General features: G+C 62.0%; 28 protein-coding genes. 19 read left to right on the plus strand and 9 right to left on the minus strand.

All coding sequences use genetic code 11. The features are described from left to right. Positions 1-65 precede the first annotated feature (65 nt). The 4 genes from lon to tgt all read right to left on the minus strand — a co-directional run bounded on the left by lon (position 66) and on the right by tgt (position 6,473). Entirely contained in the window at positions 66-2,477 is a 2,412-nt protein-coding gene (lon, locus tag RAK1035_RS15850) for an endopeptidase La (RefSeq protein ID WP_008281142.1), read from the minus strand. A 186-nt stretch (positions 2,478-2,663) separates the two neighbouring features. After that, positions 2,664-3,905, minus strand: coding sequence for a PAS domain-containing protein (locus tag RAK1035_RS15855; RefSeq protein WP_008281143.1), 1,242 nt, complete (start codon positions 3,903-3,905; stop codon positions 2,664-2,666). Positions 3,906-4,130: 225 nt separating this feature from the next. Then, complete coding sequence (locus tag RAK1035_RS15860; protein ID WP_008281144.1) at positions 4,131-5,207, minus strand: alkene reductase; 1,077 nt, start codon at positions 5,205-5,207, stop codon at positions 4,131-4,133. A 141-nt stretch (positions 5,208-5,348) separates the two neighbouring features. After that, the gene (gene tgt / locus RAK1035_RS15865; RefSeq protein WP_008281145.1) at positions 5,349-6,473 is read right to left on the minus strand and encodes a tRNA guanosine(34) transglycosylase Tgt; all 1,125 of its coding nucleotides are present in this window, start codon (positions 6,471-6,473) and stop codon (positions 5,349-5,351) included. A 99-nt stretch (positions 6,474-6,572) separates the two neighbouring features. Here tgt and RAK1035_RS15870 point away from each other — a divergent pair, with 99 nt between their 5' ends. The 6 genes from RAK1035_RS15870 to tpiA all read left to right on the plus strand — a co-directional run bounded on the left by RAK1035_RS15870 (position 6,573) and on the right by tpiA (position 10,864). Next, on the plus strand, positions 6,573-7,463 hold the full coding sequence (locus RAK1035_RS15870) for an SPFH domain-containing protein (protein ID WP_008281146.1): 891 nt from the start codon (positions 6,573-6,575) through the stop codon (positions 7,461-7,463). Further along, complete coding sequence (locus tag RAK1035_RS15875; protein WP_008281147.1) at positions 7,463-7,738, plus strand: hypothetical protein; 276 nt, start codon at positions 7,463-7,465, stop codon at positions 7,736-7,738. Before RAK1035_RS15870 ends, RAK1035_RS15875 begins: the two co-directional genes overlap by 1 nt. 94 nt (positions 7,739-7,832) lie before the next feature. Continuing rightward, positions 7,833-9,242 carry a 30S ribosomal protein S6--L-glutamate ligase gene (gene rimK, locus RAK1035_RS15880; RefSeq protein WP_008281148.1) on the plus strand — a complete coding sequence of 470 codons (1,410 nt, stop codon included), beginning with the start codon at positions 7,833-7,835 and terminating at the stop codon, positions 9,240-9,242. An 87-nt stretch (positions 9,243-9,329) separates the two neighbouring features. Further along, a complete protein-coding gene (locus RAK1035_RS15885) occupies positions 9,330-9,692 on the plus strand; it encodes an SUF system Fe-S cluster assembly protein (protein WP_008281149.1) in 363 nt (120 codons plus the stop codon). Positions 9,693-9,721: 29 nt separating this feature from the next. Then, positions 9,722-10,072 (plus strand): HesB/IscA family protein, encoded by a 351-nt coding sequence (locus tag RAK1035_RS15890; protein ID WP_008281150.1) that lies wholly within the window; start codon positions 9,722-9,724, stop codon positions 10,070-10,072. 42 nt (positions 10,073-10,114) lie between these two features. After that, on the plus strand, positions 10,115-10,864 hold the full coding sequence (gene tpiA, locus RAK1035_RS15895; RefSeq protein ID WP_008281151.1) for a triose-phosphate isomerase: 750 nt from the start codon (positions 10,115-10,117) through the stop codon (positions 10,862-10,864). A gap of 75 nt (positions 10,865-10,939) precedes the next feature. Here the strand turns inward: tpiA and RAK1035_RS15900 are convergent, their stop codons facing one another. Next, the gene (locus tag RAK1035_RS15900) at positions 10,940-11,401 is read right to left on the minus strand and encodes an Lrp/AsnC family transcriptional regulator (protein ID WP_037297758.1); all 462 of its coding nucleotides are present in this window, start codon (positions 11,399-11,401) and stop codon (positions 10,940-10,942) included. 146 nt (positions 11,402-11,547) lie between these two features. Here RAK1035_RS15900 and cysG point away from each other — a divergent pair, with 146 nt between their 5' ends. From cysG to RAK1035_RS15930, 6 genes are all read left to right on the plus strand, one after another. Further along, positions 11,548-12,942, plus strand: coding sequence for a siroheme synthase CysG (gene cysG / locus RAK1035_RS15905; protein WP_008281153.1), 1,395 nt, complete (start codon positions 11,548-11,550; stop codon positions 12,940-12,942). Between the two features lies 1 nt (position 12,943). Continuing rightward, on the plus strand, positions 12,944-13,255 hold the full coding sequence (locus tag RAK1035_RS15910; RefSeq protein ID WP_008281154.1) for a DUF2849 domain-containing protein: 312 nt from the start codon (positions 12,944-12,946) through the stop codon (positions 13,253-13,255). Positions 13,256-13,287: 32 nt separating this feature from the next. Then, entirely contained in the window at positions 13,288-14,958 is a 1,671-nt protein-coding gene (locus RAK1035_RS15915) for a nitrite/sulfite reductase (protein WP_008281155.1), read from the plus strand. Further along, the gene (locus tag RAK1035_RS15920) at positions 14,945-15,679 is read left to right on the plus strand and encodes a phosphoadenylyl-sulfate reductase (protein ID WP_008281156.1); all 735 of its coding nucleotides are present in this window, start codon (positions 14,945-14,947) and stop codon (positions 15,677-15,679) included. Before RAK1035_RS15915 ends, RAK1035_RS15920 begins: the two co-directional genes overlap by 14 nt. Further along, the gene (locus tag RAK1035_RS15925; RefSeq protein ID WP_008281157.1) at positions 15,676-16,083 is read left to right on the plus strand and encodes a DUF934 domain-containing protein; all 408 of its coding nucleotides are present in this window, start codon (positions 15,676-15,678) and stop codon (positions 16,081-16,083) included. The genes RAK1035_RS15920 and RAK1035_RS15925 overlap by 4 nt, the downstream gene beginning before the upstream one ends. A gap of 71 nt (positions 16,084-16,154) precedes the next feature. Further along, positions 16,155-17,006, plus strand: coding sequence for a ferredoxin--NADP reductase (locus RAK1035_RS15930; protein ID WP_008281158.1), 852 nt, complete (start codon positions 16,155-16,157; stop codon positions 17,004-17,006). A 77-nt stretch (positions 17,007-17,083) separates the two neighbouring features. Here RAK1035_RS15930 and RAK1035_RS15935 read toward each other — a convergent pair whose 3' ends face one another. Then, entirely contained in the window at positions 17,084-17,890 is an 807-nt protein-coding gene (locus tag RAK1035_RS15935) for a hypothetical protein (RefSeq protein WP_037297682.1), read from the minus strand. A 129-nt stretch (positions 17,891-18,019) separates the two neighbouring features. On the opposite strand from RAK1035_RS15935, the gene infC reads away from it, so the two are divergent. The 3 genes from infC (at position 18,020) to RAK1035_RS15950 (ending at position 19,843) form a co-directional block, all read left to right on the plus strand. Next, positions 18,020-18,649, plus strand: coding sequence for a translation initiation factor IF-3 (gene infC, locus RAK1035_RS15940; protein WP_008281160.1), 630 nt, complete (start codon positions 18,020-18,022; stop codon positions 18,647-18,649). A 118-nt stretch (positions 18,650-18,767) separates the two neighbouring features. Then, on the plus strand, positions 18,768-19,082 hold the full coding sequence (locus RAK1035_RS15945) for a hypothetical protein (protein WP_008281161.1): 315 nt from the start codon (positions 18,768-18,770) through the stop codon (positions 19,080-19,082). 137 nt (positions 19,083-19,219) lie between these two features. Further along, entirely contained in the window at positions 19,220-19,843 is a 624-nt protein-coding gene (locus RAK1035_RS15950; RefSeq protein WP_008281162.1) for a J domain-containing protein, read from the plus strand. Between the two features lie 33 nt (positions 19,844-19,876). Here the strand turns inward: RAK1035_RS15950 and RAK1035_RS15955 are convergent, their stop codons facing one another. Both RAK1035_RS15955 and dksA read right to left on the minus strand, forming a co-directional pair. Next, entirely contained in the window at positions 19,877-21,049 is a 1,173-nt protein-coding gene (locus RAK1035_RS15955) for an FAD-dependent monooxygenase (RefSeq protein WP_008281163.1), read from the minus strand. 82 nt (positions 21,050-21,131) lie between these two features. Then, on the minus strand, positions 21,132-21,587 hold the full coding sequence (gene dksA, locus RAK1035_RS15960; protein WP_232279198.1) for an RNA polymerase-binding protein DksA: 456 nt from the start codon (positions 21,585-21,587) through the stop codon (positions 21,132-21,134). Positions 21,588-21,745: 158 nt separating this feature from the next. On the opposite strand from dksA, the gene RAK1035_RS15965 reads away from it, so the two are divergent. From RAK1035_RS15965 to RAK1035_RS15975, 4 genes are all read left to right on the plus strand, one after another. Next, positions 21,746-22,585 carry an AAA family ATPase gene (locus tag RAK1035_RS15965; protein ID WP_008281165.1) on the plus strand — a complete coding sequence of 280 codons (840 nt, stop codon included), beginning with the start codon at positions 21,746-21,748 and terminating at the stop codon, positions 22,583-22,585. A 278-nt stretch (positions 22,586-22,863) separates the two neighbouring features. Next, on the plus strand, positions 22,864-24,237 hold the full coding sequence (locus RAK1035_RS15970; RefSeq protein WP_008281166.1) for a DUF2927 domain-containing protein: 1,374 nt from the start codon (positions 22,864-22,866) through the stop codon (positions 24,235-24,237). A gap of 3 nt (positions 24,238-24,240) precedes the next feature. Then, complete coding sequence (locus RAK1035_RS20425; RefSeq protein WP_008281167.1) at positions 24,241-24,408, plus strand: hypothetical protein; 168 nt, start codon at positions 24,241-24,243, stop codon at positions 24,406-24,408. Between the two features lie 6 nt (positions 24,409-24,414). Next, on the plus strand, positions 24,415-25,599 hold the full coding sequence (locus tag RAK1035_RS15975) for a vWA domain-containing protein (RefSeq protein WP_008281168.1): 1,185 nt from the start codon (positions 24,415-24,417) through the stop codon (positions 25,597-25,599). On the opposite strand, the gene RAK1035_RS15980 is transcribed toward RAK1035_RS15975, so the two are convergent. Continuing rightward, positions 25,596-26,777: a PqqD family peptide modification chaperone gene (locus RAK1035_RS15980; RefSeq protein WP_254683683.1), complete on the minus strand. Its 1,182-nt coding sequence runs from the start codon at positions 26,775-26,777 to the stop codon at positions 25,596-25,598. The two genes, RAK1035_RS15975 and RAK1035_RS15980, sit on opposite strands and share 4 nt — an antisense overlap. Between the last annotated feature and the right edge of the window lie 11 nt (positions 26,778-26,788).

Consider the following 26,788-nt stretch of genomic DNA (forward strand, 5'->3'; position numbering starts at 1 on the left):
GAAAACGCCCCAAGCGATGAGCTAGGGGCGTTTTGTCATGTCAGATCGGAAAGGGCCTGCGCAGCTTAGTGCGCCACGGCCCCCCGGCCCTCTTCGCCGGATTTCAGCGCGGCCTCGGCAGCGGCGGCCTCTTCGGCCTCTTCGTCCCATTCCACAGGCTCCGGTGCCCGCACCAGCGCCAGTTTCAGCACGTCGCGCACGTGATCGACAGGGATAATATCCAGCCCCTCTTTCACATTGTCCGGGATCTCGGCCAGATCCTTTTCGTTCTCACGCGGAATGAGAACGGTCTTGATCCCGCCCCGCAACGCCGCCAGCAGCTTTTCCTTAAGGCCACCAATAGGCAGCGCATTGCCGCGCAGCGTGACCTCGCCAGTCATGGCGATATCCTTGCGAATGGGAATGCCGGTCAGCACCGATACGATGGAGGTCACCATCGCAAGGCCAGCCGAGGGGCCATCCTTGGGCGTCGCGCCTTCGGGAACATGGACGTGAATATCCCATTTCTCGAACTTGGGCGGCTTGATCCCCAAATCAGGTGCCACAGAGCGGACATAGCTTGAGGCAGCGTCAATCGACTCTTTCATGACATCGCCCAGCTTGCCGGTGGTCTTCATCCGGCCCTTGCCCGGCAGGCGCAGCGCTTCGATATTCAGCAACTCACCGCCCACAGAAGTATAGGCCAGCCCGGTGACAACACCCACCTGATCGCTCTCTTCGGCCAGACCGAACTTGTATTTGCGCACCCCAAGGAAATCATCAAGATTTTCCGGCGTGATCGTGATCGCCTTGTCCGTCCCCTTGATGATCCGCGTCACCGCCTTGCGCGCCAGCTTGGCAATCTCACGCTCAAGGTTCCGCACCCCGGCTTCGCGGGTGTAATAGCGGATCACATCGGTCAGCGCGGCATCGGTCAGGGCAAATTCACCCTTCTTCAGGCCGTTGTTCTTGACCTGCTTGTCGACCAGATGTTGCTTGGCAATCTCGCGCTTTTCATCCTCGGTATAGCCCGCCAGCGGAATGATCTCCATCCGGTCCAAGAGAGGCCCCGGCATGTTATAGCTGTTGGCCGTGGTCAGGAACATCACATTCGAAAGGTCGTACTCCACCTCAAGATAGTGATCGACAAAGGTCGAGTTCTGCTCGGGATCAAGCACCTCAAGCATCGCCGACGCCGGATCACCCCGGAAATCCTGCCCCATCTTGTCGATCTCATCGAGCAGGATCAGCGGATTGGTGGTCTTGGCCTTTTTCAACGCCTGAATGATCTTGCCGGGCATCGACCCGATATAGGTCCGGCGATGGCCACGGATCTCGGACTCGTCGCGCACCCCACCCAGAGAAATCCGGATGAACTCGCGCCCCGTCGCCCGCGCCACGGATTTACCAAGGCTGGTCTTACCCACACCCGGCGGGCCGACAAGGCACATGATCGGGCCCTTCAGCTTTTGGCTGCGTTGCTGCACCGCGAGATATTCGACGATCCGCTCTTTGACCTTGTCCAGACCATAGTGATCGGCATCAAGGATATCCTGCGCCTTGTGCAGGTCCTTTTTGGTGCGGCTTTTGACACCCCATGGAATGCTCAGCATCCAGTCGAGATAGTTGCGCACCACAGTCGCCTCAGCGCTCATCGGGCTCATGCTTTTGAGCTTTTTCAGCTCGGCTTCGGCCTTTTCTGCGGCTTCCTTGCTCAGCTTGGTCTTGGCGATGCGCTCTTCCAGCTCGGCAATCTCGCCCGCGCCATCCTCGCCATCGCCCAATTCCTTCTGAATGGCCTTCATCTGCTCATTCAGGTAATATTCGCGTTGCGTGCGCTCCATCTGGGATTTGACGCGCGTCTTGATCTTCTTCTCGACCTGAAGAACGCTCATTTCGCCCTGCATAAGGCCGTAAACCTTCTCCAGACGCTCGCTCACGCTCAACGTCTCAAGCAGTTCCTGCTTGCGGCCCACATCCAGCCCCAAATGACCCGCCACCAGATCCGCCAACTTGGCCGGCTCTTCGGACTCGGTGACAGCGGCCATCGCCTCGTCGGGGATGTTCTTTTTCACCTTGGCATAACGCGCGAATTCATCCCCGACCGTGCGCAACAGCGCCGCGATCGTGGTCGCATCGCCGGGAATTTCGCTCAGATACTCGGCCTTGGCCTCGAAGAATTCGGAATTGGCCAGATACTCGGTGATCCGCACCCGCGCCACGCCCTCGACCAGCACCTTGACGGTGCCATCGGGCAGCTTGAGCAGTTGCAGCACATTGGCCAGCACGCCCACGCGGTAAATGCCGGACTCGGCGGGATCGTCATCGGCGGGATCAATCTGGCTCGACAGCAGGATCTGCTTGTCATCGGCCATGACCTCTTCCAAGGCGCGCACAGATTTCTCGCGCCCCACAAAGAGCGGCACGATCATATGCGGGAACACCACGATATCCCGCAGCGGCAGGACCGGATAAGAGGCGTTAAGGGTGTCTTGCATGCTCGTATTCCTGTTTTTAGCAAGAGGGCACCGGCCCCGCGCGGCGGCAACCACGGCCCTCTCCGTTACGTTAGTCCTAACTTGGGGCGCACCCCGTCAGGTTTCAACAGATTCGGCAAACATTGCCCTCAGATCAGACCGGGCACAAGGGCGCATCATAGGCCAGGCCCCGCTTTGCATGGTGTCTCAGGCCGCCAGACTGCGGTCGCGCATCAACGACGTCACCGCGTCCTGCACCCGCTCCAGCGCGGCACTGACCTCGTCATGAAAGCGGTCCAACTGCCCCAAGATGGATTGCAGCCCCGACAAGCGCTCGCGCAGAATACCCGCCTCGACACGCAGCACGACCCGCACCATCGCCAACCCCGTGACCATGCGCCGGATCATCTCGGCATCCGCCGACAACTGCCGGACTGCGCGATAGCCGTCCTGCATGGCGCGATCCGCCTCGATCCGATACCGATCCCGCAGGCCCGCGACCACCTCCATCTCGGCGGTCGCACCCAGATGGTTTTCGCGCTCCGCTTCTTGGGTAAAGAACGTGACCATTTCCTCCATAAGATCGGCCACGGCAATCATGAACACCGATTTTGCTTCGTCGGCCACATCCCAAGTTCCCTGATCGTCGCGCAGGGTCTGGATCACGCGCGGATGATTGCGAATATCGCGCATCATCATTTCGTAATTCTTGGCAATCTCGTTGATCGGCCCTCTGTCAGACTTGAGCTTGCAGGCTTGGATCTTCATATTGGTTGTGATCAGCTCAGCCTCTTTGAGATTGACGCAGAGCACCCGCAATTCCTGCTCAATCTCGCGCTTGACGTCAAAAAGATGACCCGACGCAGCCAAGGCAGGCGTGACCGCGCGTTTACGCGCTCCCTCGCGTGACGCATGTTCGCGGCGCAATGCCTCGATCTGAAACACGCCATAATTGGCAAAGCCCGCGTCAATCAAATCGGCCTCAATGGCCGCTGCACTTTGCTCAGGCGTCAGACTGCGCTCGCGCTCGCGGCCCAAGGCGCGGGCATATACCTCTTTCACAGTCGTGAAGAGCGCGCTCGTCGGCTTCAGCCGCACCGACAAATAGCCGCCATCAACCGGCGAAACCACGGCGAACACCCAATAGAACCGCCCATCCTTGGCCCGGTTCTTGACATAGGCCCCAACCGAATGGCCACGTTTCAACCCTTCCCACATCAACCAGAACACACCTTTGGGCATATCGGGATGCCGCACCAGCTTGTGCGGCGCGCCAACCAGTTCCTCGGCACTGTAGCCCCCGACACGGGCAAACACGGGGTTGAACGCCCGGATCACCCCGCGCGTGTCGGTGCGGGAAAAGAACAGCTCATCTGCTCGAAAAGGAACCTCTTGGTCGACAAGTGTTTTGTCGGCCCTTGGGCCAGACCGTGCGGCGTCGGCGTGCATATCCACCTCGTGCAGTATGTTTCATGGTCAGAAGGGTCAGACAACACCGCCTGCATCTTTGGCTAAACGGTCATGCTTTATACAACTTTAGGGTCAGACCGGCACAAATCGTCCTGCGCTGTCCAAGTCCCTTATCCCTCGTCACCTGCTGCGATCCTGCACGTATCGCGCCATCTTTGCGCGCAGCCCAACAGGCCGCGCGCAAAATATCATGTCAGACGATCCTTAAACGGTCTCAAGCGTCGGATAATCGGTATAGCCCTCTGCCCCGCCGCCATAATACGTCGCCTGATCACCCTCATTCAGCGGCGCATTCAGCTCTAGCCGCTCGGCCAGATCGGGATTGGCGATATAGGGCCGCCCAAAGGCCACCAGATCAACCTTGCCCGTCGCCACCCGCGTCAGCGCCAGATCGCGGTCATAGCCATTATTGGCCATGTAAACCCCGGTCCATTTGGCCCGCAGCGCGTCAAACGCGCCGTCACGTGCGCCACCCGTGCTGCCCTCGATCAGGTGCAGATAGGCCAGACCCCGCCGGTTAAGCTGCTCGACCACCCAGCCAAAGCTGGTATCAGGATCGCTGTCCGTCGCGTCATTGAACCCGGACCACGGCGAAAGGCGAATACCGATTTCCCCCGGTGCCCAGACGGTTTCCAGCCCGTCCAATACCTCAAACAGTAACCGCGCCCGATTGCCCACTGATCCGCCATAGGCATCTTCGCGGGTGTTCGGCCCGTCCTTCAGGAACTGATCCAGCAAATAGCCATTGGCGGCATGCAATTCGATCCCGTCAAACCCGGCTTCCTTGGCGGCCTTGGCGGCATGGACATAATCCGCAACCAGCCGCGGCATTTCATCCGCGCGCAGGGCGCGCGGCGTCGATGTGTCCTCGAACCCAGCCGTCGTCACGGTCTGTGCCTTGGCCGCCACCGCCACCGGCGCAACCGGGGCCTGCGCATCGGGCTGCAACGACGTATGGCTGATCCGCCCCACATGCCAGAGCTGAATGACGATCTTGCCCCCCTTGGCATGCACCGCCTCTGTCACCTTTTTCCACGCGGCAACCTGCCCGGGGCTGTAAATGCCCGGCGTGCCGACATAGCCCTTGCCCTCGGGGCTGATCTGCGCGGCCTCGGTGATGATCAACCCGGCCCCGGCGCGCTGCGCATAATATTCCACATGCAGCGCACCAACCTCGCCCGTGTCATTATCGGCGCGGTTGCGTGTCAGCGGGGCCATGACAACCCGGTTGGACAGATCAAGATCACCAGCTTTGGTGCGGGAAAACAGTTTGTGGCTCATGGGGAATGCTCCTTGTGCATGCGATTTACGCTTGCACTCAACCTATGCCCCCGCTGCCGCCACACAAGTCCGCCAGCTGCGCCCTATCCCACAGGCCTTGCCGCACCACCGCACAGAACCCGGCCATTGACAGGCGCGCGCTTAGAGCGGGTCGATATCGCCCTCTTCGCGGCCCGCGTGAAACGCAGCCTCCCACGCTTCAAACTGCCCCTCGGCAATCGCTGCGCGCATCTCTGACATGATCTGTTGGAAATAATGCAGGTTGTGCCATGTCAGCAGCATCGAGCTGATGATCTCCTGCGACCGGAACACATGATGCAGATAGGCGCGGGAATAATTCCGACAGGCCGGACAGGTGCAGGCCTCATCCAATGGCCTCGGATCATCCTGATGCCGCGCGTTCTTGATATTGACCACACCATGCCGGGTAAACACCTGCCCGGTGCGCCCCGACCGGCTGGGCAGCACACAATCCATCATGTCGATGCCACGCTTCACGGCCCCCACGATGTCATCGGGCTTGCCCACCCCCATGAGATAGCGCGGGCGATCCTCCGGCAAAAAGCCCGGCGCATAGTCAAGCACGCCAAACATCGCCTCTTGCCCTTCCCCCACGGCCAGACCGCCCACGGCATAGCCGTCAAAACCAATGGCTTTCAGGGCCTCGGCACTCTCTTCGCGCAACTCGGGCGTAACACCCCCCTGCATGATCCCGAAGAGCGCGTGACCGGGCCGGTCGCCAAACGCCTCTTTCGAGCGCGCCGCCCACCGCATGCTCAGCCGCATACTCTCGGCCACCGCCTTATCGGTCGCGGGCAAGGCAGGGCATTCGTCAAAACACATCACGATGTCAGACCCCAGCAACCGCTGGATTTCCAACGACCGCTCGGGCGTCAGCTCATGCTTGGACCCGTCGATATGGCTCTTGAAGGTCACACCCTGCTCGGTCAGCTTGCGCAGCCCTGCAAGGCTCATCACCTGAAACCCGCCCGAATCCGTCAGGATCGGCCGATCCCAGTTCATGAACCGATGCAACCCGCCCAAGCGATCAATCCGCTCGGCCCCCGGCCGCAGCATCAGGTGATAGGTATTGCCCAAGAGGATATCCGCCCCCGTAGCGCGCACGCTTTCGGGCATCATCGCCTTGACCGTGGCCGCCGTGCCCACCGGCATGAAGGCTGGCGTGCGGATGTCACCACGCGGCGTGCGGATCACCCCTGCCCGCGCCGCGCCGTCCTGTGCCAGTTTCTCGAACCCGAACCGCATGCCGTCAATTCCTATCGCTTTAGCCCTTTTGCCCCCCTTTAAAGCGGTTTACCCTGCCTTGTAAAATGCCGTCTTGGCCGCCCCAGTGTGAGAGTTCCCATGACCGAAGACATGATCCTGAACCTGATTTCCACAAATGTCGTTTGGCTCCTGATCGCGATTTTGGGGATCATCATAATCTTTCGCGGGGTCAAGATCGTGCCCCAGTCAGAGCAATATGTCGTCGAACGCTTTGGCAAACTGCACAAGGTGCTTGGCCCCGGCATCAACCTGATCGTGCCCTTTCTCGATGTGGTGCGGCACAAGATTTCGATCCTTGAGCGGCAATTGCCCAACGCAAGCCAGGATGCCATCACCCGCGACAACGTGCTTTTGCAGGTCGAAACCTCGGTGTTCTACCGCATCCTCTACCCGGAAAAGACCGTCTACCGCATCCGCGAGGTGGATGGCGCGATTGCCACCACCGTGGCCGGCATCGTGCGCGCCGAAATCGGCAAGATGGACCTAGACGAGGTGCAATCCAACCGCACTCAACTGATCACCACGATCAAATCGCTGGTTGAAAACGCCGTCGATGACTGGGGCATCGAAGTGACCCGCGCCGAAATTCTCGATGTCAATCTTGATCAGGCCACCCGCGCCGCGATGCTGCAACAGCTCAACGCCGAGCGCGCCCGCCGCGCGCAGGTGACCGAGGCCGAGGGGCATAAACGCGCCGTCGAGCTTCAGGCCGATGCCGAGCTTTACGCCGCCGAACAGGCCGCCAAGGCCCGCCGCATCGAGGCCGACGCCGAGGCCTATGCCACCGGCGTGGTCGCCGCCGCCATCGCCGCCAATGGGCTGGAGGCCGCGCAATATCAAGTGGCGCTGAAACAGGTCGAGGCGCTCAACACCCTTGGCAACAGCCCCTCGTCCAACACCATTCTCGTGCCCGCTCACGCGCTCGAGGCGTTTGGCAATGCCTTCAACATGCTCAAGGGACGCAGCTGATGGAAACGGTCCTGTGGCATCTCTGGTGGGTCTGGCTTGCGGCAGCCCTTGGGCTGGCCATCCTCGAAATCCTCGTGCCCGGTTTCATCTTTCTGGGCTTCGCCATTGGGGCTGCCCTCGTGGCGCTGCTGGTGCTCTTGCCGCTTAATCTTGGCCTCACGGCGCTTCTCGCCCTCTTTACGCTTCTCTCCTTGGCCGCCTGGGTAATCCTGCGGCGGCTCTTTCGCGCTCCCGATGACCAAAGCCGCGTGATCCGCGAAGATATCAACAAGTAACCTGCCCCCCCATTCCTTGCATCCTCAGGTCCATCCCAAGTAGAGAGGCGGCACGCGCGCCCCCGCCGCGACTCAACGCAACAGGACACGCCCGATGACCGATACCCCCGACAGCCCCCAGCCTCTCCAGTTCGGCTGGGAGGAATGGGTCAGCCTGCCTGATCTTGGCGTCCCCGCGATCAAGGCCAAGGTCGACACCGGCGCGCGCACCTCGGCGCTGCATGCCTTTGACATCGAAACCTTCGGTCCCGCCTCTCGCCCCAAGGTGCGCTTTACCGTGCATCCGATTCCGGGCCGTGATGATCTGATCATCCCCTGCTCCGCCCCGATCATCGACCGGCGCGATGTGACCTCGTCGAATGGCGAGCGGGAATTGCGCTATGTCATCGCCTCCAAGCTCTCGGTCGGCGGCGATACATGGCCGATTGAGATCACGTTGACCAATCGCTCCAGCATGACAAGCCGCATGCTCTTGGGCCGTCAGGCGCTCAAGGATCATATTTCCATCGTCGCCACAGACCGCTTTCTGCAACCCGAACTCAGCTATGATGTCTATCACACCGCCCGCGTCCGCACCGCGCAGCCCAAACGCGCCCTGCGCATCGCCGTGCTCAGCCGCGAGGATAATTACTCCACCCGCCGCATCGTCGAGGAAGGCGAGGCGCGCGGTCACACCGTCGAGGTGATCGACACCACCCGTTGTTACATGGCGATCAACGCGCTCGCCCCCGAAGTGCATTACGATGGCAAACGCCTGCCCCGCTATGACGCGGTGATCCCGCGGATCGGCGCGTCCATCACCGCCTACGGTGCCGCCGTGATCCGCCAGTTCGAAACCATCGGCACCTTTTGCGTCAATCCTTCGGCGGGCATCATTTCCAGCCGCGATAAACTCTACGCCCATCAGCTGATGGCGCGCGCACAGGTGGGCATGCCCAACACCGCCTTCGCCGCCTCGCCCAAGGACACCGGCAACCTCATGGGCCTTGTCGGCACAGCCCCCCTGATCGTCAAACTGCTCGAATCAACCCAAGGCAAAGGCGTGGTTCTGGCCGAGACCAAAAAGGCCGCCGAGTCGGTGATCGACGCCTTTCGCGGGCTCAAGGCCAATTTTCTCGTACAGGATTTCGTCAAGGAGGCGGCGGGCGAAGACATCCGCTGCCTTGTTGTCGGCGGCAAGGTCGTGGCCTCGATGAAACGCACCGGGGCCGAGGGCGATTTCCGCTCCAACCTGCATCGTGGCGGCACCGCCAAGACCATCCGCATCACCAAGGCCGAGCGCGATACCGCCATCCGCGCCGCCCGTGTGTTTGATCTCAACATGGCGGGCGTAGACCTTTTGCGCTCCGACAGCGGCCCCAAAGTGCTCGAGGTCAACTCCTCCCCCGGCTTTGAGGGGATCGAAGGGGCCAGCGGCAAGAACATCACCGGCGCGCTTTACGAAATGATCGAGACCCGCGCGCGCCCGGTCCCGGTGCGTCGGCGCAAATCTGGCACCGACTAAGCTGCGTGGTGCCCGCTGACGTCCCCCTCTGGACGCGGGCCTCGATAAACCCTATATGTTTGCTCAGGATAACCGCAGGATACGATCATGATGAACAGTTCAGAGCCGCTCGAAGGCGCCCCCCTGATCGCGCCCTCCAGCACAGATCACCCGCTCTTCGAACAGGTGGTCGAGGCCTGCCGCACCGTTTATGACCCGGAAATTCCGGTCAATATCTATGATCTTGGCCTCATCTATACCATTGATATAGATGCCGAAAACACGGTCTCGATCACCATGACCCTGACGGCCCCCGGCTGTCCCGTGGCAGGCGAAATGCCCGGTTGGGTGGCCGATGCGATCGAACCCTTGGCAGGTATCAAACAGGTTGATGTCAACCTCGTTTGGGAACCGCCATGGGGCATGGATATGATGAGCGATGAAGCCCGCCTTGAACTCGGGTTCATGTAACGAAATCAATAGACTGGAAGGCTGACCTCATGTTTGGCATACCCGGAAAACCGCCCGTCTCCATAACCCCGGCCGCCGTGACCCAGATCACCCGCCTGATGCAGCGCGACGGGCATCAAGGGCTGCGGATCGGGGTAAAAAAGGGCGGCTGCGCCGGTATGGAATACACCATGGACTACGTGACCGAGATTGATCCCCATGACGAGGTGATCGAACAGGACGGCGCGCGCGTGCTCATTGCCCCTATGGCCCAGATGTTCCTCTTCGGCACCGAGATTGACTACAAGACATCGCTCCTTGAATCCGGCTTTGTTTTCAACAATCCCAACGTGACAGAGGCCTGTGGCTGCGGCGAGTCGATCAAGTTCGCCAATATGTGAGCTTCGCCTCACAAGTCTTTGTAATAAATGGACAGTGCACGTATGAGACGCAAGCTTGCCGCCGGCAATTGGAAGATGAACGGCATCAATGCTAGCCTGACGGAATTGCAAGCACTCATCGCCGCCCATCCCACACCGCGCGTGGATATCCTGATCTGCCCACCCGCCACGCTCATTGTGCAGGCCGCAGGGCTCAGTGCCGACAGCCCCCTGATGATCGGCGCACAAGACTGCCACGCTGCCGCCTCCGGCGCGCATACCGGCGATATTTCCGCACCGATGCTGGCCGATGCCGGTGCCGTGGCGGTCATCTTGGGCCATTCCGAACGCCGTCAGGATCATGCCGAGTCGAGCGCCCTTGTCGCCGCCAAGGCCACCGCCGCCCATGCCGCCCATCTCACGGCACTCATCTGCGTGGGCGAATCCTTGGCCGAACGTGAGGCGGCACAAACCCTTGATGTCATCGCCGAGCACCTGCGCCATTCCCTGCCCGATACCGCGACCGGCACAAATACCGTCATCGCCTATGAACCGATCTGGGCCATCGGCACCGGCCTCACCCCCAGCCCCGCACAAATCTCCGAGGTGCATCGCTTCCTGCGCGCAGAACTTACCGCGCGCTTTGGGGCAGAAGCCGCCCAAGGCATCCGCCTGCTCTATGGCGGCTCCGTTAAACCCGCCAACGCCCCCGAGATTTTCGCACTGGCCGATGTCGATGGCGCGCTTGTGGGCGGCGCAAGCCTGACCACTGCCGAGTTTTCGCCGATCATCACGGCGCTTGAACAGGCCTGATCCCGCTTCTTTTTGGCAAAAATACTCCGGGGGTGGCCGCCGCAGGCGGCCGGGGGCAGCGCCCCCATTCCCCGCTCAAAGTGGCAGCATCGTGGTTGATTTGATCTCTTCCATCGACAAGAGCGCTGTCACATTATGCACCTTCACCTCTGAAATCAGCGCTTGATAAAACACGTCATACGCCCGCGCATTGGCCACCCGAACCTTGAGGATATAGTCGATATCCCCCGCCAGCCGGTGCGCCTCCTGCACTTCGGGCCGCGCCTTCAGCGCCCTGAGGAATGCCGCCTGCCAACCCGCATCATGCTCTGACGTGCGGATCAGCACGAAAAAACACGCCTCGAACCCCAGCGACTCAGGATCCAGCAAATAGGTCTGCTGCCGGATCACCCCGGCCTCACGCATTTTGCGAATCCGGTTCCAGACGGGCGTCTTGGAACTGCCGACGTTCTTGGCGATATCATCCAGCGACTGCCCGCCATCCTCCTGCAGCTGCACGAGGATTTTCCGATCCAGATCATCGAGACGAACAGCCATTCCAAATTCTTCCTTTTGCCGAAACATTCCAACTGACCTGCGCTGCAATTGGAACAAACTTCCTTATTCCGCCCAGCATATGGCGCTTAACCGGGAATATTTCCTATATTAACCGCAGAGTCAAACCGTTCCCCGAGGCCCGCCCGATGAAACATTTCCCGATCTTTGTCGCCGTCGAGGGACGTCGTATCGTGCTTTCCGGTGGCGGCGAGGCCGCTCTGGCGAAATTGCGCCTCCTGCTCAAGACCGAGGCGCATGTGACCGTCTTTGCGCCCGAACCTGCGCCCGAAATCGTGCAATGGGCCGCCGCAGGCCGCCTGCGCCTGCAGCAGCGCGCGATGCAGCCCGGCGATGCCCTTTGCGCTGTACTGTTCTATGCCGCCGATGAGGATACCGCCGAGGATGCCCGCACATCGGCCATCGCGCGGGCGGACGGAGCACTCGTCAATATCGTGGACAACCTCGAGGATAGCCAATTCATCACCCCCGCCATCGTCGATCGCGATCCGGTGACCGTGGCGATCGGTACAGAAGGTGCAGCGCCGGTTCTGGCCCGCGCCATCAAATCCGATCTCGAGGCGCGCCTGCCCGCCACGCTTGGCCCTCTTGCCCGGTTGGGCAAGGCCTTTCGCAAGGCCGCCGATGTGCTGCCCATGGGCCGCCGCCGCCGCGATTTCTGGGCCGACTATTATTTCAACGCAGGCCCCCGCGCGATGGATCAGGGCGGCGAAGAGCAGGTCAAAACCACGCTGCACGCAATCCTTGATCAGCATCTGAACGCGCAAGAGCGTGACGGTCACGTCGCCTTTGTCGGGGCCGGTCCCGGCGATCCGGATCTTCTGACCCTCAAGGCGCGCAAGGCGCTCGACACCGCCGATGTGGTGATCCACGACCGTCTGGTAACGCCCGCCATCCTCGAACTCGCCCGCCGCGAGGCAATCCTGATTGACGCAGGCAAAGAGGGCTTTGCGGCCTCCATGTCACAAGACGCGATCAACGCCCTTATCGTCGAACATGCCGCCACCGGCGCGCAAGTGGTGCGCCTCAAGGGTGGCGATCCCACCGTCTTTGGTCGCTTGGACGAGGAAATCGAGGCCGTGACCGCCGCTGGCATCGCGTGGCATGTGGTGCCCGGCATCACCGCCGCCTCCGCCTCGGTGGCCAGCATCGGTCAAAGCCTCACGCAACGTGGCCGCAACGCCTCGGTGCGGTTTCTCACCGGCCATGACATGAAGGGCTTTGCCGATCACGATTGGTCCGCGCTCGCGCGGCCCGGCGAGGTGGCCGCGATCTACATGGGCAAGAAATCTGCCCGCTTCATCCAAGGCCGCCTGATCATGCACGGGGCCGACCGTGCCACGCCCGTGACTGTAATCGAGAATGCCAGCCGCCCCGATCAACGCATCCTTGCCACAACACTGGATCGCTTGCCCACGGATCTCGCAGAGGCCGCGATCACCGGCCCCGCCCTCACCTTTCTCGGTCTCGCGCCCCGCGCGGCAGAGGCCCAAATTGCCCAATCCCAACAGGAGCTTGCCTGACATGGCCCAAGAATTCACCCCCAAGGTCGTCACCGCCAACGCCCTGATCGAGGGCGATGTCGTCTATCTCACCGCCGCCGACACATGGGCGCGCGATCTGGCTCAGGCCGAGGTGCTGACCGACGAGGCCGATGCCGACTATCGTTTGCTGCAAGCACAAGCACGCGCAGGCGAAATCGTCGGGGCCTATCTCGCCGATGTCAAACATGGCCCGAACGGCCCCGAACCCACCCATTTCCGCGAGGATTTCCGCCGCAAGGGCCCCTCGAACCTCTTTCACGGCAAGCAATCCGAAGGACTGTCCCGGGCTTGACCCGGGACCTCCCAAGGTAAGGAACCCAGAAAATGTATCAATACAACGACTTCGACACCGCATTCATCGCAGAGCGTAACCGCCAGTTCCGCGCGCAGGTGGACCGCCGCGTTGCCGGCAACCTGACCGAGGATGAATTTCGCCCCCTGCGCCTGATGAACGGGCTCTACCTGCAACTGCACGCCTATATGCTGCGCGTGGCGATCCCCTATGGCTCGCTCGATCCGGCCAAGCTGCGCCAACTGGCCTATCTGGCAGAGCGGTGGGACAAGGGCTATGGCCACTTCACCACCCGCACCAACATTCAATATAACTGGCCAAAGCTCAGCGATATCCCCGATATGCTCGATGCTCTGGCAGAGGTGGGGATGCACGCCATCCAAACCTCTGGCAACACCATCCGTAACGTGACCTCCGACCATTTCGCAGGTGCCGCCGCGGATGAAATCGAAGATCCGCGCCCGGTGGCCGAACTTGTCCGGCAATGGTCCACCGACCATCCTGAATTCCAATTCCTGCCGCGCAAGTTCAAGATTGCCGTCATCGCCTCTGACAGCGACCGCGCCGTGATGAAGAGCCATGACATCGGCCTCAAGATCGTCGAGCGTGATGGCGCGCGCGGCTTTGAGGTCTGGGTTGGTGGTGGCATGGGCCGCACGCCGATGGTGGCCAAACTGCTGCGCGATTTCCTGCCGCGCGCAGATTTGCTGCCCTATCTGGAATCGGTGCTGGCGACCTACAACCGCATCGGACGGCGTGACAACAAATACAAGGCGCGTATCAAGATCACCGTGCACGAGAACGGCCTTGATGAAATCCGCGCCCTGGTCGAGGAGGAATTCCCCCGCCGCCGCGCCGCCTTCTCTGGCGTCGATCAGGACTGGCTGGCGCGGATCAACGCGGCCTTTGTCACGCCCACCCTCTCAGAACGGGATGCCGCCCCCTATTACGCCGCCCGCGATGCCGATCCGGTGTTCCGCGCCTGGGCCGATACCAATGTGACAGCGCACAAACACGCCGATCACGGCATCGTCACCATTAGCCTCAAGGCGCATGGGCAAACACCGGGCGACGCCTCCGCCGATCAGATGCGTCTCGTTGCCGATCTGGCGGAAAACTACGGCCATAACGACATCCGCGCCACCCACGCGCAGAACCTTGTTCTGCCGCATGTGGCCTTGGCCGACATTCCCGCAGTGCATGCGGCCCTGAAAGCTGTCGGGCTGGCGACGGCGAACATCGGCCTTGCCTCGGATATCATCGCCTGCCCCGGCATGGATTATTGCGCGCTGGCAACCGCCCGCTCGATCCCCGTGGCCCAAGGCATCGCCACCCGCCTCGAAGAGCTCAAGATCGAGCATGAGGTGGGCCACCTCCAGATCAAGATCTCGGGCTGCATCAACGCCTGCGGGCATCACCATGTGGGCCATATCGGCATTCTTGGCCTCGACCGTGCGGGCGTTGAAAACTACCAGATCACCCTTGGCGGCGATGCGTCGGAAAACACGGCCATCGGCACCCGCACCGGGCCGGGCTTTGCCTATGACGAGATTGTGCCCGCCATCGAGCGTCTGATCTTTGCCTATCTCGATCTGCGCGAAGGACCGGAAGAGACCTTCCTCGAGGCCTATAATCGCCTCGGGATGGCCCCCTTCAAATCCGCGCTCTACGATGCAGAGGCCCGCGCCCATGCCGCAGAGTGACCTGACCACACGGGTTCACGCGCTCAACGACCGATACCGCCATCATTCGGCGGTGTCGGTGCTCGAGCATGCGTTGCGCGATCCACAAGCGGGCAAGCTGGCGCTTGTCTCAAGCTTTGGCGCGGAATCCGTCGTGCTCTTGCACATGGTCTCGGTCACCCGTCGCGACACGCCGGTGATTTTCATCGACACCGAAATGCTCTTTGCCGAAACGCTTGTCTATCAACAGGAATTGGCAGAGCGGCTTAACCTCAGTGGCCTGCGCATCATCCGCGCGGATGCGGGCGATCTGAGGGCCCAAGACCCCGATGCGACCCTTCATCAACGCGATACCAATGCCTGCTGCGCCCTGCGGAAATCCGCGCCGCTACAACGCGCGCTCACAGGCTTTGATGGCTGGATCACCGGGCGCAAACGCTATCAATCCGGCACCCGCGCCGCGCTCGATTTCTTCGAGGTCGAGGACGAGACCGGGCGCATCAAGGTCAATCCACTCGCCCATTGGGCACCCGAAGATATCCGCACCTATATGGACGAAAACCGCCTGCCCCGGCATCCGCTGGTCGCGCGCGGCTACCCGTCCATCGGCTGCATGCCCTGCACAACACCCGTTGCACCGGGCGAAGATCCCCGATCCGGCCGCTGGCGCGATCAGGACAAAACCGAATGTGGCATCCATTTTGTCAACGGCAAGATGGTGCGAAAAGGAGTATCCGCATGACTGTCATCATCACCGACCGGGGCTTTGCGCCCGACGACTGGACCGCCCCGATTACACCCCTGGCCGAGGCGGGTGCCGAGACGACAGCGCTCGATCTGCCCAATGACACCAACCCCGCTACGCTCGCCGGGCGGCTCGAGGGTATCACCTTCATTCGCGTCGATTTCCCAGCGGCTGCCGACGGGCGCGGCTATTCCATCGCGCGTCAACTGCGGCTCATGGGCTATACCGGGCGCTTGCGCGCGCGCGGCCATGTCATCGCCGATCAATACGCCATGGCGCGGCGGTCGGGTTTCGACGAGGTCGAGATTTCCGATAGCCTCGCCGCCCGTCAGCCCGAGGCAGATTGGCTTTTTCGCGCCGATTGGCAGGCGCATGACTATCAGGCGCGGCTGCGCGGCTGATTAGCCCTTTCACCTGACCTGAATCAAAGATTAGAAAAGGATGTCGGTTTAAACGACCGGCAGATGACACCATGAACGAGATGACCGCCGTGACCCAAGCGACCGCGAAAGCGCCCAAAACCCTTGCGATCCCCGATGCGCAGATCGTGACAGAGGTGAAACACTGGACCGACCGGCTGTTTTCGTTCCGCGTGACGCGGCCCGCCAGCTTGCGCTTTCGCTCGGGCGAATTCGTGATGATCGGCCTCATGCAGACCGACGAGAAAACCGGCAAGGAAAAACCGCTTCTGCGCGCCTATTCCATCGCCTCGCCCTCTTGGGATGACGAGCTGGAATTCTACTCGATCAAGGTGCAGGACGGCCCGCTCACCTCGCGCCTCCAGCATATCGAAGTGGGCGATGAAATCATCCTTCGCCCCAAACCCGTGGGCACGCTGGTGCATGACGCGCTCTTGCCCGGCAAGCGGATCTGGTTCTTTGCCACCGGCACCGGCTTTGCGCCTTTTGCCTCGCTTCTGCGCGACCCGCAGACCTATAGCGATTATGACGAGGTCATCATCACCCACACCTGCCGCGAAGTGGGCGAATTGCAATATGGCGCGGATCTGATCGAGAGCATTCGCAACGACGAAATGCTGGCCGAACTGATCGGCGAAGGCTTTGCCGACAAACTGCGCTATTATCCCACCACCACGCGCGAGGAGAGCCCCAAGATGGGCCGGATCACCGACCTCATGCGCTCGGGCGAGGTCTTTGCTGATCTGGGTGTGGCCCCGCTCAGCCGAGAGACCGACCGTGCCATGGTCTGCGGCAACCTCGCCTTCAACCTCGAGATCAAGGACATGCTCGAGGGCTACGGGCTGCGCGAGGGGGCCAACTCCGACCCCAAGGAATATGTCGTGGAAAAAGCGTTCCTCGACTGAGAGCCCCAAACGTCAGGCATAAAAAAACCCGCGCAAGGCCAACACCTTGCGCGGGTTTCTTCATGTAATCTCAGGGCTCAGTAGCCGAGCGCCGCACGCGCTGCTTCAAGGGCCGCTTTCAGCAATTCGGGATTGTCCTGCGCCGCCTTAACGCCTTCCAGCAGCATCGTCTTTTGCAACGCACCGACGTCAGAGCCTTCAATCAGCGTCTGAACCGTGGCCAGGTCAAAACCCTCAACCGTCAGCGCCTCCGGGGCCACTTCTGCCGCCGTCGCAGGCTGATCAACCGCTGCCGAAACCGCATCCGCTGCGGCCTCGGTGGCCGTATCCTGCGCGCCCTCAACCGCCTCTGTGGCCGTCTCCTGTGCTGCGTCCGCGGCCTCGGTCGCGGTTTCGGTTGCAGCCGTGGCTGCTTCGGTCGCGGTGTCCGCGGCCTCGGTAGCCGTGTCCTGCGCGCCCTCAACCGCCTCTGCGGCAGTCTCCTGTGCTGCGTCCGCTGCCTCGGTCGCAGTCTCGGTCGTGGCGTCTACTGCGGTTCCTGCGGCCTCGGATGCCTCGGTCGCGGTCTCTGTCACAGCCTCTGTCGCGCTCTCAACCGCCTCTGCTGCGGCATCGCCTGCGGCCGCTGCCGTATCGCTCACAGCCTCAACGGCTGTCTCGGCGGCCTCTTGCGTGGCCTCGACCGCCTCGGCTGCGGTGTCCGCCACGGCCTCTGCCGCGTCACCAACTGCCGTTGCCGCATCTTCCAACGCGGCCGGCGCTTCGACTTCGGTCTCGGTCGGGCTCACGCTCTCGACAACCTCTTCCACCGACTTGCCGGAAAAGAGCAGATAGCCCCCCCCCAGCACAACCGCCGCCACGAGAATCCAAATCAGGTTTTTCATAACCATCTCCCCAAAACTGTCTGGCCCGCACGCTTGTCGCGCGGTCCTTTGCTAACTCCCTCCCAAATGTAGACACAAAAGGAAAGGCGCAAGGGGGAATTGACCGGCTTTCGGCTCAGATCAGCCTATTTGCAGCTTGAAAGCGCGGCGCACCGCGTTTACCTTGCAGCGTCAAATTCACCCGACCCGAACAACAATCGAAGGAACAAAGCCATAGCCCGCAGACCCCACAACGCGCCCCCTACGCGCGAAACCGGCCCCCGTATCAATGACCGCATTCGCTGTGATGAAATTCGCCTGATCGGCGCAGATGGCGAAAACGTCGGGCTCATAACCCCACAACGTGCGCTTGAAATGGCCGAAGAGGCAGGACTTGATTTGGTCGAAATCTCGCCAAGCGCCACGCCGCCGGTCTGCAAGATCATGGATTTCGGGAAATACAAGTATGAGCAGCAAAAGCGTGAGGCCGAGGCCCGCAAGAAGCAGCACATCATCGAGATCAAGGAAATCAAGTTCCGCCCCGGCACCGACACGCATGACTATGACGTCAAGATGCGCAGCGTCGTGAAATTCCTGCAAGGCGGCGACAAGGTAAAGATCACCTTGCGCTTCCGTGGTCGCGAAATGGCGCATCAGGACTTGGGCCGCCAACTTCTTGAACGCATCGCCGATGACATCAAAGAAGTAGGCCGGGTCGAGAACATGCCCAAGATGGAAGGTCGCCAGATGATCATGGTGATCGGACCGGGCCCCAAGTAACCCTGCCCGCCTTGACCAAATGCACAGCCCCGGACCCATCGTCCGGGGCTTCGTGTTTCGCTTGCGCCCCCAGACCAGTCGCGTAAGGTATGGCGCCTGCATCAATCCGGAGCTGCAAATGCCCCTTTTCGAATACAAGGTCCTGCCCGCGCCCACCCGTGGCCGCAAGGCCCCCGGCGTCAAAACCCCCGAGGCGCGCTTTGCCTTGGGCGTCGAGGATCTGCTCAATGATATGGCGCGCGCCGGTTGGGAATATCTGCGAACAGACATTCTCCCCAGCGAAGAGCGGCAAGGCCTGACCTCGACCCACACCGTTTATCGCTCGGTTGCGGTCTTTCGCCGCGAGGTGGTGATCCCCGGCACGGCACAGACCGCCGCGCCGGATACAGCCAGCATCCCCCCACGTGCCCCGGATGTGATTGAGACGGATTGACCGCCGCCTGACCCTGCGCACGGGCTCTCTGTCAAGCCCCGAATGCGCGCCCCGACCCGGAATATTTTGCCCGCCGCCCCTTCAATTCCGCGCGTTTTGGCATACACTCTCGTCTCCGACTCGCAAAGGTAAGCCCCATGTCCAAATCAGATCCCTTCGGTTTCGATATGTCCGTCTCCTCGGCCAAGAAGAAGAATCCGCGCGGTCGGCGGGGCATGTCCGGCGCTTCCGAAACCTCGACCCGCGTATGCGATCACGAGGGCTGCGAAGAGGCGGGCAAATATCGCGCCCCCAAGGCGCCCGATGTGCTCGACGATTACTTCTGGTTCTGCCAGCAGCATGTGCGCGACTATAACCTCAAGTGGAACTTCTTTGATGGCACCACCGAGGCAGAGTTGAACGCGCAGATGTCCAAGGACAAGGTGTGGGAGCGTGAAACACGCCGCATTACCGATCCCGAGGCGCGCGCTTGGGCACGCCTGGGCATCGAGGACCCGCATCAGGTGCTGGGCGTCAACGCCACCCAGAACCCCGGCAAGAAGAAAGGCGGCACCCGCAAACTGCCCCCCACCGAACGCCGCGCCATCGAGATCCTCGAGGCCGAAGATACCTGGACCAAGGCCGAATTGCGCAAAGCGTATAAATCGCTGATCAAGGTGCTGCACCCGGATATCAACGGCGGCGACCGCAGCCAGGAAGAACAGTTGCAACAGGTGGTCTGGGCGTGGGAACAGATCAAGGAAAGCCGCAACTTCAAATAGGCGGGCAGAGTGGCGTTGCCTGAGCGTACGCCCCTACCCCGCCTTGCGCGTCACGTCATGGCCATAAAGCCAGTCAAACTGCCGCAACATGCGCTCGGGCGCGAATGCCCCGCCGGCCCGTAACGCCGTATGCGCCGCCCAACGGAGCGGCGGAAAACTCAGGTGGTATTTCCACGCATTGCGATTGGCCGCCTCAACCACCCGCCGCACCCGTGCGTCGCGCCGCCCCTGATAGGCCGCCAGCCCCTCGGCAAGCCCCTCCGCAGCACTCAGAGCATCGACCAGCACCCAGGCATCCTCCAGCGCCATCGACGCCCCCTGCGCCATAAAGGGCAAGGTCGGGTGCGCGGCATCCCCCAAAAGCGCCAGCCCGTCCCGCTGCCAGACCTGCGCCACCGGATGCCGGAACAGCCCCCACAGATGCACCTCCTCGACCGCCGACAGCATCGCCTGCACCTCTGGCCCGAAATCGCCAAAGGCCGCGCGCAGCGCCATCGGATCATCCTTCTGGCTCCAGCTTTCCTCGGTCCAGGCGGCGCGCTCTTGTACCGCCACCAGATTAAGCAGCGTGCCCCCCCGCAACGGATAGCTCACCACATGGCGCATCGGCCCCATATGCACCTGCGCCTCAGGGCCGCGCCCCAAAAGATTGGGCACCACCGCCCGCCATGCCACTTGCCGGGTAAAGAACGGCGCCAGCGTGCCATTCAGCGCGCGCCGCACCACCGAATGCAGCCCGTCCGCCCCGATCACCAGATCCGCATCAAACCGCGAGTCATTGGCCATCCGCACGCAGGGGCGCTCGCCGCCCTCGACCGCGCTGACCTTTTGCATCAGCCGCACCTTGACCCCGACCTCGCGTGCGCCCTCGGCCAACACGTCGATCAGGTCTGCACGGTGGATGAAATGATAATTTCGATCCTGTAATCCCGCCAGATCCAGCCGCAGCACTTCGCCCCGCTGATAATCGCGCAGACTGACAGCTTGCGCCTGCATCGACCGCGCCACAAGCGGCACATCCAGCCCAAGCGCGCGCAGCACGGCAAAGCCATTGGGGCTGATCTGCAATCCAGCCCCCACTTCGGAAATCTCGGGCGCTTGCTCCAACAGGGTCACATCCGCCCCGCGCAGGCACAGCGCGCGCGCGACGGCCAGCCCGCCAATTCCGGCCCCAATGACCGCGATGTTCAGCCCATCCAGTGTCATGGCACCTCTCTTGATACGAAACGCGCCGGGAGGAAAGTCCCGGCGCGCTCTGTCGTTTAAATTTCGCTGTTGGGCCGTGAGCTCAATCGTCGCGATGCACCTTTTCGCGGCGCTCATGGCGCTCCTGCGCCTCCAGCGTCATGGTGGCGATGGGCCGCGCGTCCAGCCGCTTGAGGCTGATCGGCTCGCCGGTCATCTCGCAATAGCCAAATTCGCCATCCTCAATCCGCCGCAACGCGGCGTCGATCTTGCCCACCAACTTGCGCTGACGGTCGCGGGTGCGCAATTCCAGCGCACGATCCGTTTCTTCGCTGGCTCTGTCGGCCACATCCGGAATGGCCCGAGTGCCATCCTGCAATCCTTCGATTGTCTCCCTGCTGCCCTCCAGCAACTCCAGCCGCCAGGCAATCAGCTTGCGCCGAAAATACTCCAGCTGCCGGTCATTCATGAACGGCTCATCTTCCGCTGGCTGGTAATCTTCGGGCAGAAATACTTCCGCTTTCATCTCGATCCCCTCATCAAGGCCAGTGTCTGGCATAATGAACTCCTCAGACAGTCGGCGCCCCATGGGCGGTGATCTACACGGCACATTCAGGATTGTCACTAGCCAATCACGCGCCATTGATGTGAATTGTCTAACCGTCTAGGTTGCCACCGAATACAGCGCCGCTGACCTCTGACAGGATTGAAAAACCGATGAAATTCCAAGGCACCGAGGCCTATGTCGCCACCGAAGACCTGACCGTCGCCGTCAACGCCGCCGTGACATTGGAACGCCCCCTGCTGGTCAAGGGCGAACCCGGCACAGGCAAGACCGAATTGGCCCGGCAAGTGGCAGGTGCGCTTGGCCTGCGGCTGATCGAGTGGAATATCAAATCCACGACCAAAGCCCAACAGGGCCTATATGAATACGATGCCGTCAGCCGCCTGCGCGACAGCCAATTGGGCGAGGCGCGAGTGCATGATGTGGCCAATTACATCAAACGCGGCAAACTCTGGGAGGCCTTCGCCTCTGACGAAAAGGTCGTTCTGCTCATCGACGAGATCGACAAGGCCGATATCGAGTTTCCCAATGACTTGCTGCAAGAACTCGACCGCATGGAATTCCATGTCTACGAGACAGGCGAGACCATCCGCGCCCGCCACCGCCCCGTCATCATCATCACCTCGAACAATGAAAAAGAACTGCCCGACGCCTTTCTGCGCCGCTGCTTCTTTCACTACATCCGCTTTCCCGACCCCGAAACCCTGCGGCGCATCGTCGAGGTGCACCATCCCGGCATCAAGGACGCGCTCCTGTCGACCGCCCTCACCCAGTTCTTCGAGATCCGCGATCAGCCGGGCCTCAAGAAAAAACCCTCGACCTCCGAAGTTTTGGATTGGCTCAAACTGATCTTGGCCGAGGATCTGACCCCCGAGGATCTACGCCGCGACGGGGCAGATGCCCTGCCCAAACTGCACGGCGCGCTTCTCAAGAACGAGCAGGATGTGCATCTATTTGAGCGTCTCGCCTTCATGGCGCGCCGCCAGAGATAAAAGTTTCAAGAGATATCCTCTTGTTTTAGAATGCTATTCAACCATGGCATGCGCCCTGTTCCGTGCTAAGATACAGTTGCCACAATTTTGCCGCAAATGCTCCTTACGCGGGACAGGATGAAAATGAATTCTACCCCCGACCCGGCAAAGGCCGTGGCAGGGATACGCTGCGCAAGGCCGATGGGTCTTGCACGCCCCTTGCCCGCCCCCGTCGGCGACTGGGCCCGCGCCACGGCGGCTGCGGGCTCCTTGGTTTCGATTTAGGTTACGGGGGTCTTATGCGTCGTGTCATTCTACCGATCTGCCTGCTGCTAGGGGCCTGTGTGCCCGGCACCTATAGCTATCACGAACCGGCCACCCGCGCCGCGATGCCGGAAGAGGCCGGGATGCCGCCGATGAAGGCGTTTTCCGCCCCCCGCCCCCTGCCCCCGCAACGCTCCAACCGCGATATTCAGCGCGACATCCTCGATCTTGGATTTCAGCTTGAATCGGGTCGCATGCTGCAACATTTCTCGCGCTTCGAGGGGCCGATCACTGTGCGCGTGACCGGCGAACCTCCGATCACCCTCATTTCAGACCTCAACCGCCTGATGCACCGCCTGCAAACCGAGGCTGGGATCAACATCAGCCGCGTCTCCGAAGGCCCCGCCAATATCACCATCGAGGCCGTCAGCCGCGACGCCATCCAGCGCAGCTTGCCCAAGGCCGCCTGTTTCGTCGTGCCCAATATCTCGCGCCTGTCGCAATACCGCGCCGCCCGCAATTCCCGCGCCACGGATTGGAGCCAGCTGCGCCAACGCGAGAGAATCGCCATCTTCGTTCCCAATGACACCAGCCCGCAAGAGGTGCGCGATTGCCTGCACGAGGAACTCGCGCAGGCCCTTGGCCCCCTCAACGATCTTTACCGCCTCTCGGACAGCGTCTTTAACGATGACAACGTCCATGCCGTGCTCACCGGATTCGACATGCTGGTGCTCAAGGTGTTTTACGCCCCCGAATTGCGCGCCGGCATGACCCGCCGCGAAGTCGAGGAACGTCTGCCCGCGATCCTGTCACGCCTCAATCCCGCCGGGGATGGGTTGGCCCCGCGCTTTGCCGGGTCCACCCCCCGCGCTTGGATCGACGCCATCCAGACGGCTCTTGGGCCGGGCGCGCGCCCGCTGGAACGCCGCGCCGCCGCAACAGATGCGGTGCGCATCGCACAGGCCGTCGGCTGGAACGATCACCGCCGCGCCTTCAGCCATTTCGCGCTCGGCCGGATCACCCAAGCCTCCGATCCCGATTTTGCACAGGAACAATTTGTCCTTGCCGAACGCTTCTACGAGGCGAACCCCGGCACAGACCTGCACCGTGCCTTTGCGGCCGCCCAACTGGCCGCCTATGCCATCGCCCAAGGGCGCGGCGAGGATGCGCTGATGCTGATCGGCCCACATCTGGCCACGGCTGAGCGCGCCGAAAACGCGGCCCTCTTGGCCACGCTGATGATGCTGCGCGCCGAGGCGCTCGATCTCTCGGGCCGCGTCTCAGAGGCGCAGGCCGTCAGGCTGGACAGTCTGGGCTGGGCGCGTTACGGGTATGGCGCGGATTGGGCCGTGCGTGCCAAACTGCGCGAAGTTGGCGCGCTCAGCCCGCTCAAAGGACCGAACGGGTAAGGCATGATCGTAATCATCGGGGCACTACTGGGCGCGCTCACCGGCGCGTTCATGGCACGGCGGCGCAAGGGCAAGCTGGCGGATATTCTGCAATACGCCTTTGTATATGCCCTTATTTTCGCCCTTCTGGGTCTCTTTGCGACGCTGATCATCCACCGCAGCGCGCTCTGATCTGCGATGTTCCTGCCGTTCTTTGAGAACCTCAGACGCGCGGGCCTGCCGGTTTCCTTGCGCGAATACCTGACCTTTCTCGAGGCGATGGGGCGCGGCCTTGTCACCTATGACGTCGACGGCTTCTACTACCTCGCCCGCACCGCGATGGTCAAAGACGAGCGTCATATTGACCGCTTTGATCAGGCCTTTTCCGCCAGCTTTTCCGGGTTAGAGGCCATCAGCACCCAAGACGTGCTTGATGCCGTCGACCTGCCCGCCGAATGGCTGCAAAAACTGGCCGAAAAGCATCTGACACCCCAAGAGCGCGCCGAAATCGAGGCGCTTGGCGGCTTTGACAAGCTGATGGAAACGCTGCGCGAGCGCCTCAAGGAACAGCAGGGTCGCCATCAGGGCGGCTCGAAATGGATCGGCACCGCTGGCACATCGCCCTTCGGGGCCTATGGCTACAATCCCGAGGGCGTGCGCATTGGTCAGGATGAAAGCCGCCACCGACGCGCGGTCAAGGTCTGGGATAAACGCGAATTCCGCAATCTCGACGACTCGGTCGAACTGGGCACGCGCAACATCAAGGTCGCGCTGAAACGCCTGCGCAAATGGGCGCGCGACGGGGCCGCCGAAGAACTTGATCTTGACGGCACCATCCGCGCCACCGCGGAACATGGCTATCTCGATGTGCAAACCCGGCCAGAGCGGCGCAATGCGGTCAAAGTGCTGCTCTTTCTCGATGTCGGCGGCTCGATGGACCCGCATATCAAGGTGGTCGAGGAACTCTTCAGCGCCGCCCGCGCCGAATTCAAACATCTTGAATATTACTACTTCCACAATTGCCTCTATGAAGGCGTGTGGCGCGACAATGCCCGCCGCTGGAATGCCCAGATCCCAACCCAAGAGGTGCTGCGCACCTATGGGCCGGATTACAAATGCATCTTCGTCGGCGACGCCAGCATGTCGCCCTATGAAATCGCCTATCCCGGCGGCGCCAATGAACACTGGAACGCCGAAGCCGGACAGGTCTGGCTCTCGCGCGCACGCAGCCAATGGCCGCATCACCTCTGGATCAACCCGGTGCCACAGGGCGAATGGGGCTATACCCAGTCCATCGCCATGATCCGCGAGATTTTCGAGGACCGCATGGTGCCCATGACCCTCGCCGGGCTCGATCAAGGCATGCGGGCACTGCTGCGTTAACCGTCGGCGCGCACCAGCCCGCGCGCGCACATCTGCCCCAGAAGGTCCGACAGGTCGTCGGCAATCATCGTTTGGGGCGTGCCCACAAAGACCTCTGCCAGCGTTTCGGCAATGTCATGGCCATAGCACGGCTCCTCCAACAGCGCCCAAACCGCCCCGGCTACGGGATTGAGGCGAAAGAAATTGCGCCCCGCCATCTGCCACAAAAACACATCCTGCCCGATCTCGCGCGCGCTGACCTCTTCGGCGCGGCAAAACACCTGCGCCAGATCGGCCGGCACGGTCTCCGCCTCGACCGGATCAGGTGGCAGCATCGGGCCAATCTGCACGCCGCCCCCCGGCAATTCTGGCGCAGCACAGAGATCGCGCACCACCTGCACCGCCTCCTCCAGATCGCTATAGACCAGCGTCGCGCAGAAAAGCTGCGCACCAAGCGCCGCAAGCCGATCATAATGCGCCTCGGTCTCGCCGGGATCGGCGATATTCTGGCGGATCATATGGGCCACCGCATCCGCAACCCGCATCCGGTGCAGCCGCGCCGGACCAGAGGCTTCGCGCCGCAGCACGATCAGCCCCGCCAAGGGGGCCTGCGTACCCAGCGGGGCCTGCCCGTCACACCGCACATAGCCATAGCGCCGGTCCTGCACCGTCAGATGATCCGCAACATAGGCGCGAAACCCATCCGAAACCCCCTCAGGCAAGGGCAGGCGCAGGCGCGGCTGAACCCCAAGCGCCACGCCCTGCCCGTCTGGGTTCACCGGCAACACATCGTCGCAATAAAGCCGCACCCCCGGCTCTGCCGCCAGCCGCGTGACCAGCGTCGTCTTGCCCGCTCGATATGGCCCGGTAAAGGCCAAGAGATGCCCCCCCACCTCGACCGCGCCACAATGCAGCCCGATCATTTCAGGGCGCGCATCGCAATAGCTTTGCACCAGGTCGGCCACCACGCCACAGGTCGCCCCCGCCAGCCCCAGATCGGTCAACGGCGCGCGCGACCACCACGACTGATAGCTATAGCGCCCGCTGTCCTCTGCTGTGACCCGCGTCACCGGCACGGCCTCAGAGGGCGCTCCCGGCAGGCTCCGACAGCCCCAGCCCGGCATCACCTCTGACAACGCCCCGGCCACCGCCTCGGCGCGGCTTAGCACCACCTCCTGCGGCACGGTGTCGAATCGCAACAGGCATTCTG

This window comes from Roseovarius sp. AK1035 (assembly GCF_003288315.1).
Taxonomy (GTDB): Bacteria; Pseudomonadota; Alphaproteobacteria; order Rhodobacterales; family Rhodobacteraceae; genus Roseovarius; species Roseovarius mucosus_A.